The organism is Alphaproteobacteria bacterium, from assembly GCA_017308135.1.
GTDB lineage: Bacteria > Pseudomonadota > Alphaproteobacteria > CACIAM-22H2 > CACIAM-22H2 > Tagaea.
The window spans coordinates 1-11,873 of record JAFKFM010000009.1 but is presented as its reverse complement, the minus strand read 5'-3'; the positions used below and the strand labels follow the sequence as shown (position 1 = coordinate 11,873).

The following is an 11,873-nucleotide window of genomic DNA, read 5'->3' as shown; positions in this document are numbered from 1 at the left end:
CATGCCGGCGGACGCGGCGGCGCGCTCCAAGCCATTGACGTGGCGCCGGGAGGCGTTCCGCGAGGCCGTTCGCTATATTCGCCGCAATCCCTCGATCGCGATCGGCGCCGCGCTCATCCTGTCGCTGATCGCCTTCGCGGTTTGCGGCCGCTTTTTCGTCGATTGGAACGATGCGTTTCCGCTGTCCGGTCCACCGTCGCGCGCGCCGACGCTCGACTATCCGTTCGGTACCGACGCGAAGGGCCGCAATCTGCTCGCGGTCATGACCTACGGCACGGCGCTGACGTTGAAGATCGGCATCGTCGCGGGGCTGCTCGGTGTGGCGATCGGCACGACGCTCGCCTTCGTCGGCGCCTATCATCGCGGCTGGACCGACGCCATCATTCGCGTCGTCGTGGACGTGCTGATCACGGTCCCGGCCCTGCTCGTTCTGGTCGTCGTGGCGTCGGCGATCCGCTCGAGCATGAGCACGACGATCATGGCCATCACAATCGCGCTGCTCGCGTGGCGCGAGCCCGCGCGGAAGATCCGCGCGCAGGTCCTCGTGATGCGCGAATCGCAATACGTATTGATGGCGCGGCTCAACGGCGCCAGCACCGCGCGCATCATCTTCTTCGAGATGCTGCCGAATCTGCTGCCGTATTTGAGCGCCAGTCTCGTCGTCGCGGTGGCGCAAGCCATTCTCGCCTCCATCGGCTTGGAGGCGCTCGGTCTCGGCTCGCCGTCCGAGCCGACGCTCGGCATGACGATCTATTGGCTGATGAACGAGTCGGCGTTCCTGCTCGGGTTGTGGTGGTGGATTGTGGCGCCGATCACCGTTCTGGTCGTTCTGTTCGTGGGGCTCTATCTCATCACGGTCGGACTCGACGAACTCGCGAACCCGAAGTTGCGCGTGAGGAACTCGTGATCGAGGGCTTGAGCGTCAGGGATTTGACGGTGAACTATCACACGGACGCCGGCCCGGTCGCGGCCGTCGATCGCGTGAGCTTCGACGTGCCGTCGCGCACGCGCCTGGGGATCGTGGGTGAGTCCGGATCTGGCAAGACGACCGTCGCCTTGTCGTTGATCCGGCTCTTGCGTCCGCCGGGTCGGATCGACGGCGGCAAGGCGGAAGTCGACGGTCTCGATCTTCTGTCGCTCGACGCGGAAAAGATGCGCGCGCAACGTCTGCGGACGATCGCCTATATCCCGCAAGGTGCGATGAACTCGCTCAACCCGGTGCTGACGATCGGGCACCAGATGAGCAACGTCCTCGTCGACCACGGCGAAAAATCGGCCAATGGCGACTCCGCGCCCGCGATCGAAGCGGCACTCGCGGGTGTCGACCTTCCGGTCCGCGTGGCGAAGCTTTATCCGCACGAATTGTCGGGCGGGATGAAGCAGCGCGTTTGCATCGCGATGAGCACGATGTTGCGTCCGCGCGTGATCATCGCGGACGAGCCGACCAGCGCGCTCGACGTGGTCACGCAGCGCCATGTGATGCAGACTTTGGGCGCGCAACAGCAGGAATCCGGATCGGCGCTTATTTTGATCGGGCACGATATGGGATTGATGGCCCAGTTCGTCGATAGCTTGGCCGTCATGTATGCCGGGCGGCTGGTCGAGATCGGCGCCATCCGCGACGTGCTGACGCGCCCGCGCCATCCCTATACGCAAGCGCTGGTTTCCAGCGTGCCGCGCCTCGACCATCGCGGCGAGCTGGGCGGCATACCCGGCGTGACGCCGTCGCTGCGCGAACTTCCGGCGGGCTGCGCCTTCCATCCGCGATGCGAACGCGCCGTCGCCGCGTGCCGGGAAACGCGCCCGGCGCTCGACCGGTATATCGGCGAGCATCGCGCGGCCTGTTTTCTGGCGGAAGGTGCGGCATGACCGCGCCGTTGATCGAACTGGACGGCGTGGAGAAGCGTTACGGCTTCGTCGTCGCGTTGCGGAAACTGCATTTCCGGATCGATGCGGGTGAAACGCCGATCATCGCGGTCGCGGGCGAAAGCGGCAGCGGAAAGACGACGCTCGCCGCGATGCTGTTGGGCTTTACCGAGCCGAGTGACGGCGAGGTTCGTTACGGCGGCGTGCCGGTCGCGAAATTGTCCGGCGCGGCGCGGAAGACCTATCGGCGCGAAGTCCAGGCGATCTTCCAGGACCCGTTCGCCGTCTACAATCCGTTCTACCGTGTCGATCACGCGCTGTCCGAGCCTTTGCGGGCCTTCGGATTGGCGGCCAACAGGGAACAGGCGCGGACGATGATGCGTACGGCTTGCGAGCAAGTCGGCCTCAACCCGGCCGACACGCTCGGCCGGTTTCCGCATCAATTGTCGGGTGGTCAACGCCAGCGCCTGATGGTTGCGCGGGCGCTGTTGCTGAAACCGAAATTGCTGGTCGCGGACGAGCCCGTCTCGATGATCGACGCGTCGCTGCGCGCGATCGTGCTGCGCAGCCTTCGCGCGCTCAACCGGGATCACAAGATACCGATCATCTACATCACGCACGATCTGGCGACGGCCTATCACGTCGCCGACCATATCCTCGTCCTCTATAAGGGCGAGGTCGTGGAGGCGGGGTCCGCTGCCGATGTGATCAAGGCGCCGAAGCATCCTTACACGCGTCTTCTGGTCGGCTCGATCCCTTGGCCCGATCTCGACATGCGGTGGGGCCAGGATCAACCGATCCTGAAGGACGAGGCGCCGGGTGATCGGCGCGGCTGCGCGTTCGCCGGACGTTGTGCCAGCGCGACGGACGAGTGCCGGACCACCAAGCCGCCGCTCTACGCGCGCGGCACGACGGCGTCGCGTTGCTATCTCAATCGCGGCGACGATGCGCTCGACGATTCGAAGCTGAGCGAATTCTTGAAACACCAAGCGCGGCCGTGACGGCGCGACAAAACCGGAGCGACATCCATGAAGATTACACGCGTTAAACCTGTCGTCGTCGCGGCGCCGCCGAACCGGAACTGGATCTTCGTCAAGGTCGAAACCGACCAGCCCGGTCTTTACGGCTGGGGCGAGGCGACGCTCGAGTGGAAAACGCGCGGCGTCGTCGGCTGCATCGAGGATTTCGAGCATATCGTGCTCGGGCATGATCCGCGCGACATCACGCAGCTCGTCGAACTCCTGAACAAGGCCGCGTTCTGGCCGCTGGGCGTCTACGGTCTGACGGCGATGAGCGCCATCGAACAGGCGTGCTGGGACATCAAGGGCAAGGAACTCGGGCTGCCGGTCTGGCAGTTGTTGGGCGGCAAAGTGCGCGACCGCATCCGCGTCTACACCCATATCGGCTCGCGCAAGGTCAAGATCAACCGCGACACGTGGGAGCTGTCCGGCTTTTTCGACAGCGCGGCCGAACTCAAGGAGATGGGCTACAACGCGGTCAAGACGCTGCCGATCCCCTATACCGGCTACGACGCCGATATTCGCGCCGTCCGTCACACCGAAAAGCTGATGCAGGGTATGCGCGACGTGCTGGGCGACGGCGTGGATATCCTTCTGGATTTCCATGGCCGTCCGTCGTCGATCGCGGCGGCGATGGCGTATATCGACGTCATCAGCCCGTTCAAGCCGATGTTCGTCGAAGAGCCGATTCAACCCGGCGATCCGGCCGCCATGCGGATCGTCGCCGATCGCGCTGATTGCCCGATCGCGACCGGCGAGCGTCTGTTGACGCCGAAGGAGTTCGAGGATCTGTGCACGATCAAGGCGGTCACCTATATCCAGCCCGATCTGTGCCATTGCGGCGGTTTGACGCTCGGCCGACAGATCGCGTCGATCGCGGCCGCGAATTACATGGGTGTTTGCCCGCATAATCCGATGGGCCCGATCGCGGGCGTTGTCGGCCTTCATTTCGCGGCGGCGACGCCGAACTTCGTCATTCTGGAGGAATCGTCCGGCGCGGTTCCTTGGTACAACGATGTCGTCAGCACGCCGATCAAGCGCGTCGACGGTTACTGGCAATTGCCGACGGCGCCGGGGCTCGGCGTGGAGGTGAACGAGGACGTGGCCAAGCAGCACCCGTTCCAGCAGGAACGGATCGGCGGCAAGGAAGCGATCCTCGCGCGCGACGGTTCGAAAGCGAATTGGTAGAGGCGATCATGGGAGATTCCGCCGCAAGCGCCGGCCGGCCGGTCGATGTCCTGATCACCGGCGCCACCGGGAATATCGGCGGCAAACTGCGCGCGTATCTCGGCGCGACGGGCAAGTATCGCCTTAAGCTGATCTGCCTCAATCCGCAGAAAGACCCCGATGTCGTCTCCGCCGATCTCAGCGTTTACGACCCGGAATGGGCGCGGCATTTCGCGGGCGTCGATACGGTGCTGCATGTCGCGGCGGATCCGAGCCCCATCGCGTCGTGGGGCCGCATCCAGCGTCTGAATCTCGATTTGCTGTTCAACGTCATGGCGGCGGCGCAGCAGAACGGCGTGCGCCGTTTCGTCTTCGCGAGTACCAATTTCGTCGTCGCGGGCTATCGGTACGGGAACGCGCCGTTGACGACGGACATGGATCCGTGGCCGATCAACGCTTATGGCGCGTCGAAGTTGTGCGGCGAGCGGCTGGGCAAGATGTTCGCCGAACGCTACGGCATGTCGTTCATCGGTTTCCGCATCGGCGTGTGCCAGCGCGCCAACCAGAACCGGCACGGTCCTTGGATTCCTTTCGGCCATTGGGGCCAGGCGATGTGGGTCAGCGATCGCGATCTGTGCCGCGCGTTCGAGGCCGCGATCGACGACAGGAACGTCAAGTTCGGCGTCTATAATCTCGTGTCTCGCAATCCGGGCATGCGCTGGGACATCGAGAATCTGGCGCGCGATCTGGGCTTCTCGCCGCTCGATGGCGAGCCGATGCGCGCGAATCTCGGGCATCGTTTGCGGGCGGCCTGCGCTTGGATCCGCGACGTGGCGCTGCCGGCGATCGGCGCGAATCTCGCCGGACGCCGGTGGTAGCGATGAAGATTTCTTGCCTTGTCGACGCGAAGGCCCAGGTGGGCGAAGGCGCCGTTTGGGACGCTGTGGGCGAGGCCCTGTGGTGGACCGATATCAACGGCCGCGTGATCCATCGCTACGATCCGCGGACGAACGAGGATCGCATCTTCGATATCGGCAAGCGCGTCGGCTGTTTCGCGTTGCGCGAAAAAGGCGGTTTCGTATTGGCCGCCGAGCACGGGTTTTGGTTCTGGGATCCGGCCTCGGGCAAGCTCGATCACATCGCGGATGTCGAAGGCGATCTGCCGACCAATCGGATGAACGACGGCGGCTGCGACCGGCAAGGGCGATTCTTCGCGTCCAGCATGAATTTGGAGACCGAGCGCCGGCCGACCGGCAATTGCTGGCGGCTGAACGCCGATCTTTCGATCGACAAGGTCGCGTCCGATTTGTTCATCGGCAACGGCATCGCGTTTTCGCCGGAAGGCGATCGTTTTTATCTGGCCGATACGACCGTCGAGAAGGTTTGGGCCCACCCCTATGAAGCCGGTTCAGGGCGGATCGGCGCGCGCGCGCCGTTCATCGACATGGCATCGATGACGGGGTTGCCGGATGGCGCGACGGTCGACGCGGAAGGCGGCTATTGGCTCGCGGCGGTGCGCGGCGGGCGGGTTTATCGCTTCGCGCCGGACGGGAAGCTCGATCTGACGATCGAAATGCCGATCCCGACGCCGACGAAACCGATGTTCGGCGGCCCGAAGCTCGATCGGCTGTTCGTCACGTCGATCGGCACCGGCGGCGAGCCCTTGGCGGGGGGCTTGTTCGCGATCGACGGGCTCGGCTTTCGCGGATTACCGGAACCGCGTTTCGCGGGCTGACGGCGAAGTCCGGTCGTCGTCCTCGTGCGAGGCCAGGCGCCCGGCGGCCTTCATCCGCTCGATCAGATGCATGCCGGACCGGCGGACATGCATTTCGACAGCACGGGCCGTGCGGTTCTCGTCCTGGGCGCGGATGGCGGCGATGATCGCCCGATGCTCGCGCGCCACGGCCAAAGAACGCGCGCGCGAACGCGGGAACCGGTCGGCGAGCGCGTTGATGAAGTCGTTGTGCTTGTAGGCCATCAACAGCGCTTCTTCGTTGTAGTGGCTGTCGTAACAGATGCCGTGGAATTCGCGGTTGAGGGCGCGCAGCTTCGTCCATTCGCTCGCCTCGATGGCGGCGTCGAAATCGCGCTGGATGGCTTCCAACCTTTCCAGATCGCCGTCCTTGTGATGACGGACGAACCAGCGGGCCAGGAATGGTTCGACCAGTTCGCGGATTTCATAGATGTCGCGGATGAAATCCGTGTCGATCGCGCGAACGCTGGCGCCGCGATTGGCGACGAACCGGACGATCCCTTCGCCTTGCAGCTGCTGCAGGGCTTCGCGGACGGGAATGGCGCTCGCCGAATAGCGCGCGGTCAGCTCCCGGATTTTCAGCCGGCTGCCGGCTTTCAGGCGGTCGTTGACGATGTCGTTGCGGATGAGATTGCGCAGCCGATTATAGTCGGTCTCCGCCGCCGCCATGTCCGCGCTGTCGATGGGCCCGTTCTTCATGTTTCGTCTTGCCGGCTGAAGGTCGACATCGCGGATATTCTATTTGATTCTCCGGCACTTAACAATATGGGGCGAGCTTACGGTATCGCCTCGGCGTCGAGTTCGATCGCCATGCGATAGGCCACGCGATCGCCGGCGGCGATGAAGCGCGGGCAGGGCCGTTCGGCGAGCTCGCCGCTGCCGTTTTCGAACTCGGCAAGACCTTGCCAAGGTTCGATGCACAAGAACGGCGCACCGGCGCGCGTCCAGATCCCGAGTTGCGGGCTGTCCGGAAAGCGCACCTCGATGCCCTTATCGCCGGGACGGCCGAACCAGACCCGGCGCGAGCGCACTTGTTCGAATTGCAAGGCGCCGTCGCCGAAGACGTCGTCCCGCAGGCGGAGAATACGATCGTCCAGCGGCAAGGGGTATTTGTCGCTGCGCAACAATCCGACGCCTTTTATGCCGCGCCGAATCTCGCCCGATTCCCGGCATTCGAACTTGCAGATGTAGGTTTGGCGTTCCTCCGGCGTCTGTGCCCAATGGAAAGCCGGGTGATAGCCGAACGCGAAGGGTGCGGTTCGCGCACCGGTGTTTTCGATCGTCGCCGTGAAATCGAGCCGGCCGTCGCCGATCGTCGCGACGACCGTCAAGCGGAAGGCGAAAGGAAACATCGCCCGCGTGGTGTCGTCGTCGACCAATTCAAACTCGATCCGAGCGGGTTCGGCGGCGACGATCCGAAAATCCCGGCTCAATGCGAAGCCGTGCAACGGCATCGGATAGGCGTTTCCGTCGACTTTGACTTGGTCGTCGCGCGACCGGCCGACGACCGGGAACAGCAGCGGCGCGCTGTGCCCCCAGTTCCACAAGGCGGGATCCGGCTTGCAGATAAACTCACGATCGCGATGGCGCAGACTCAGCAGTTCGGCGCCGCGTCTGGCGAATGTCGCGGTCGTCGCGGAACTCGAGATATTCAGCGCGTCGGACATGTCTTCCCTTTGGATCGATTGTACCGGCTCTTGAATGGCCGGCCGCCATCATACCGGATCGCTGGTGACCTCACGCGCCACGTTTGATCGCCGGCATTTGGGGTGCTGAGGAAGATGTGACTTGGCTCGCAAGCCCGTCGATCCGGCGGCTCGCAAAACTTGCGAAACCGCCGAGGAGATTGCGATTGCCGTCGGCGCTTGAGAAAGAAGTGCTCGTTGTTTTCCGCAAGTCGAACCTCGATCTGCGAGAATCACCACGCCTAACCAATTGAATTCACTGGATGTCTGCGTGGGTTGATGTGGTCGGGGTCGCGGGGTTCAATCCCCGCCGCGCCCACCATCCGGACCTCTTGAAAATCGGGCTTTTTCGTCGATCTTCACGCCCTTAGGGCATGGGGTCGAAAAGGTTGTTCAGCCCCTTCGGCCCTGGCGTTCCCCACAATCCCTGCAGGCAGAAATCTGGCGTCAGAATTGAGCGCCGGCGGTGAATGGTTCGAAGGATAATGCGCACCCACGCAACCGCATTGGTCACGGGCTAGTTTTTGTTTTGCCGTCAGCATCCGATTCTTCTTTTCGTACTTATCCGACCATCACGCGAGACGAAGAAGCCCGCCCTGGGAATCCAGTGGCGGGCTTCGGCGTTTATCGAAACGAGATCAGAGCTTCCAGTTCTCGATTTCCCAGATCGGCGTGCCGCGCGTATCGGGGGCCTTGGGGTCCTTGAAGGCGGCGGCGTCGGGCTTCATGCCTGTCTTCTCCCAGGCTTCACGCGACATTGCGGCGCCGACGGCCAGCGTTGCTTTGACCTTCGCGGGATCGAGCTCGGCCTGGAAGATCGTTTTGACTTTCGACATCTCGATCAGCGAACGAGCATCGCCTTCCGTGATCCAAGACCATCCGCGCGTACGGTACAGGATGTTCTCGACATACGGACGTTGAGCGGCCCGGTCACTGAACCATTCCTTGTTCGCGAGATCGATGACTTCGTCGGTGCTCATCTTGGTGACGATCTCGACCGCGCGCGCATTGGCGACGAGCAGCGCCACGATCGCCTTGGGGTTCTTGCGCATGAACTCCTCGCGCGCGACCCACCAGATGCGATGCGGATAATAGGCTTCGGGATAGAAGCCGGTCTTGGCGAAACTCGCGACCTTATGGCCTTCGCCTTTGCCCTCGGGGCCGTCATAGGCGGGGCCGGTCGAGCCGTCGTTGCGCAGCAGCGCCACCAACTCGCCGGCATTCTCCGCGCCGCGCGCGGCGGGATCGACGTTCAACACGGCGTCGATGCCGGGCTGGGCGCGCGTGAGTTCGGTGAAGGCCTGGATGTTTTTCACCGTGATGCCCAGTTCCTTCACATCGTCGGTGCCGAAATGCGCCTTCAACATCAGCATCAGCACGAGATGGAGATCCGATCCGACGATGGTGAGGATCGTCTTGCCGCGTAGATCGTCGAGTTTCTTGATCGGCGAGCCTTTGGGCACTTGCAAAGGAAATTTGATACCGCCGCCGCCGATGGCGATCGGAATGGCGGGGTTGGGCTGGGAAAGATTGCGGATCGTCGGCGTCGATCCGAGCATGCCGATATCGAGCTGACCGGCGGCGAGCCCCTGTAGCATGCGCAACAGCACGGGGAAATTGAGGTACTCGGAATCGATTGACAGGCCGAGCTCTCCTGCCGCCTTTTCCAGCAGCTTGTCGCGCTGCATCGCGAAGACCAGCGGCGCGCCGTCGTTGGTGAGCCCCACGCCCATCGTCATCTTCAAAGCTTGGGCCATCGAAGGGCTGGCGCGGAACAGCGGAAGCCCGGCCAGTGCGGCAGCACCCGCCGTGCGGAGCGCCGAGCGACGCGAGACGTTTCGTTCGAATTCCATGATTTCCTCCCGTTGGGTTTATTAGGGTTCTTCGACGATCGCTTGCGCCGCCTCTGCGCGGATAAGATTCCAGATGTGATCGATCAGCGCGGCGGCGCGCGGCGTGGTGCGGGCACCGACGCGCGGGCGCGGCAGATCGATATCGACGATCTCCTTCACCTGGCCGGGACGGCGGCCCAAGACGATGACGCGGTCGGATAGGTAGACGGCTTCGTCGATCCCGTGCGTCACGAACAGAACCGCGCGGCGCTGGGCGGGGTCGCCGGCGTCGCCCCAAAGACGCAACAGCTCGTCCTGGAGAATCACGCGCGTTTGCAGATCGACGGCGGCCAGCGGCTCGTCCATCAGCCACATATCCGGCTCGTTGGCGAGCAGCCGCGCTAGCGCGCAACGCTGACGCATGCCGCCGGACAATTCATGGGGATAGCGATCCTCGAAACCGGCAAGGCCGACCATCTCGATGTTGCGCGCGACGATCGCCGCGCGCCGCGCCTTGTCGATTCCGCGCGCCATCGGCCCGAACTCGACATTGCCGCGCACCGTGCGCCAGGGAAACAGCGCATAATCTTGGAACATGACGCCGCGCGCGGGATCGGGGCCGTCGATCGGCTTTCCGTCGAACAGAACCTCGCCGGCGCTGGGCGTCGCGAAACCGGCGATGAGCGACAGCAAGGTCGACTTGCCGCAGCCCGACGGGCCCACGATCGATACGAACTCGCCGGGTTTCATCGCGAACGAAACGCCGCGCAGCGCTTCGACCTTGTCGCCGGTCCGCGCGGAGATATAGATCTTCGATACGCTTCTCGCTTCGATTTTCGGAGTCGTCAGCGTTGCCATGGCGTCGCCTTGCGTTGAAGTGCCCGCACGCCGTGGTCGATCGCCAGGCTGACCAATCCGATGCTGAGCATGTAAAGAACAAGCCCGTTGATGTCGCGTTTCACGTACAACGTGCTGACCATCAACTGGCCGAGCCCGACGGTCGCGGCGCCGCCGGGATTGACCTTGATGCCGATCGCCATTTCCGCCGCGATGATGGAACCCCAAGCGAAGGCCATCGCGATGCGTGCACCCGTCATCACCGTGGGAACGGCGCCGGGAACCACCACGGCGCGCAGAACCAGGAAGGGCGATGCGCCCAAGGCTCGCGCCGCGTCGACCAATTTGCGGTCGATCAGGCGCACGGCTTGAATTGTGTTGAGGACGAAGGGGAAGAACGCCGCGTAGGCGACGATGAACAGCGCGGCGTTGCCGCGGATGCCGAGCCACAGCAGCGCCAGCGGGATCCACGCGATGGGAGCGATCGCCCGTAGCGAGTCGACGATCGGATCGAGCGCGCGGCGCACCGGCTCCACCAGGCCCATCAGAAGGCCCAGCGGCACGCCGAGCAGGGCCGCGACGGCGAATCCGGTGATCACGCGGCGAAGGCTGCCGGCGATCGCGTCGATCAGCGTGCCGTCGCCGATGTCGCGAATGGCGGCGAGCGCGACGCCCGACGGATAGGGCATTATCTTCGCGGCGCCGGCGAGCCAGACCGCGCATTCCCAGGACAGCAGGAGCGCCGGAAAGAAAATCAGCGGCGCTTTGATCCGCAGGGGCAAAGTCATGCCGCCTCCGCGCGCGTATCGGCGCTCCAGCGCGTCAACGCCGCCTGCAGACGGCGCAAGGCCAAGTCGAGCAGATAGCCGAACACGCCGATCGTGAGGATCACGGCCATGACCTTGTCCATGGCGAAGAACTCCTGATACCAGAAGATCCGCCAGCCGAGCCCGGCGTCGGCGCCGGTCAATTCGGCCGCGACCATCGCGGCCCAAGCGACGCCGAGGCTGAGACGCGCGCCCGCCAGAACCAGCGGCATGGCGGCGGGCAGGACGACATGGGTGACGACCAGGCGCGGCGACGCGCCGAGCATGCGCGCCGCGGCGATCAGATTGCGGTCGACCTCGCGCACGCCCGCCAGCGTGTTGACGAAAATGGGGAAGGCCGAGGCGTAGAAGATCAAAAACATCGGCACGCCGCGTCCGATGCCGAAGAAAACGATGGCGATGGGAATCCATGCGATGGCGCCGATCGGGCGGAGAAGCTCCATCGCCGGATCGACGATCGCATCGGCCACGGCCGAACGCGCGCACAGGATCGCCAGCGCCAATCCCAAAGCGGCACCGGCACCGTAGCCGACGCCCAAGTGAACGAGGCTGGCCGCGATATCCGTCGGCAGGTCCGTCCGCAACAACTCGACCCATGCCAGCGCGACGGCGAGCGGCGAAGGCAGCAGCGTGGCGTTCGCGACGCGCACAGACAGGAAGTGCCAAAGGATGACGAGTATTCCCAGCGCCAGGGCGAACTCCGCGAGGCGCGCGATCGGACGCATCACGCGCATATCGCGGCCTCCGCGCCGAAACGTTTGAATGCGCCTTCCGGCGACAATTGGTTCATGTCGAGGGCGAGGCCCCAGCCCGGTCCTTCCGGGATCGGCGCCGCGCCATTCTGCGGGCGCGGGAAGGGGGCGGTCAGAATCGCGTCGAAGACGGGG

Annotated in this window: 12 protein-coding genes; 6 read left to right on the top strand and 6 right to left on the bottom strand. The window is 64.2% G+C overall.

Going from position 1 to position 11,873, the window contains the following annotated elements; genetic code table 11:
- Position 1: 1 nt before the first annotated feature.
- From J0H39_13210 to J0H39_13185, 6 genes are read left to right on the top strand one after another with little or no spacing between them, the layout of a single operon-like run.
- Entirely contained in the window at positions 2 to 907 is a 906-nt protein-coding gene (locus J0H39_13210) for an ABC transporter permease (GenBank protein MBN9497707.1), read from the top strand.
- Complete coding sequence (locus J0H39_13205) at positions 904 to 1,869, top strand: ABC transporter ATP-binding protein (protein ID MBN9497706.1); 966 nt, start codon at positions 904 to 906, stop codon at positions 1,867 to 1,869. The genes J0H39_13210 and J0H39_13205 overlap by 4 nt, the downstream gene beginning before the upstream one ends.
- A complete protein-coding gene (locus J0H39_13200; GenBank protein ID MBN9497705.1) occupies positions 1,866 to 2,867 on the top strand; it encodes an ABC transporter ATP-binding protein in 1,002 nt (333 codons plus the stop codon). The genes J0H39_13205 and J0H39_13200 overlap by 4 nt, the downstream gene beginning before the upstream one ends.
- Before the next feature lie 27 nt (positions 2,868 to 2,894).
- Positions 2,895 to 4,073, top strand: a complete 1,179-nt coding sequence (locus J0H39_13195) for a D-galactonate dehydratase (GenBank protein ID MBN9497704.1) — start codon at positions 2,895 to 2,897, stop codon at positions 4,071 to 4,073.
- Positions 4,074 to 4,081: 8 nt separating this feature from the next.
- On the top strand, positions 4,082 to 4,930 hold the full coding sequence (locus J0H39_13190) for an NAD(P)-dependent oxidoreductase (GenBank protein MBN9497703.1): 849 nt from the start codon (positions 4,082 to 4,084) through the stop codon (positions 4,928 to 4,930).
- A 2-nt stretch (positions 4,931 to 4,932) separates the two neighbouring features.
- Positions 4,933 to 5,787: an SMP-30/gluconolactonase/LRE family protein gene (locus J0H39_13185; GenBank protein ID MBN9497702.1), complete on the top strand. Its 855-nt coding sequence runs from the start codon at positions 4,933 to 4,935 to the stop codon at positions 5,785 to 5,787.
- On the opposite strand, the gene J0H39_13180 is transcribed toward J0H39_13185, so the two are convergent.
- The 6 genes from J0H39_13180 to J0H39_13155 all read right to left on the bottom strand — a co-directional run bounded on the left by J0H39_13180 (position 5,761) and on the right by J0H39_13155 (position 11,720).
- On the bottom strand, positions 5,761 to 6,504 hold the full coding sequence (locus J0H39_13180; GenBank protein MBN9497701.1) for a GntR family transcriptional regulator: 744 nt from the start codon (positions 6,502 to 6,504) through the stop codon (positions 5,761 to 5,763). The genes J0H39_13185 and J0H39_13180 overlap by 27 nt on opposite strands.
- Positions 6,505 to 6,581: 77 nt before the next feature.
- On the bottom strand, positions 6,582 to 7,472 hold the full coding sequence (locus J0H39_13175) for an aldose 1-epimerase family protein (GenBank protein MBN9497700.1): 891 nt from the start codon (positions 7,470 to 7,472) through the stop codon (positions 6,582 to 6,584).
- A gap of 656 nt (positions 7,473 to 8,128) precedes the next feature.
- Entirely contained in the window at positions 8,129 to 9,343 is a 1,215-nt protein-coding gene (locus J0H39_13170) for an ABC transporter substrate-binding protein (protein MBN9497699.1), read from the bottom strand.
- 21 nt (positions 9,344 to 9,364) lie between these two features.
- Entirely contained in the window at positions 9,365 to 10,180 is an 816-nt protein-coding gene (locus J0H39_13165; GenBank protein MBN9497698.1) for an ABC transporter ATP-binding protein, read from the bottom strand.
- Complete coding sequence (locus tag J0H39_13160; GenBank protein ID MBN9497697.1) at positions 10,168 to 10,947, bottom strand: ABC transporter permease; 780 nt, start codon at positions 10,945 to 10,947, stop codon at positions 10,168 to 10,170. Before J0H39_13160 ends, J0H39_13165 begins: the two co-directional genes overlap by 13 nt.
- Positions 10,944 to 11,720 (bottom strand): ABC transporter permease, encoded by a 777-nt coding sequence (locus J0H39_13155; protein MBN9497696.1) that lies wholly within the window; start codon positions 11,718 to 11,720, stop codon positions 10,944 to 10,946. Before J0H39_13155 ends, J0H39_13160 begins: the two co-directional genes overlap by 4 nt.
- Positions 11,721 to 11,873: the final 153 nt, after the last annotated feature.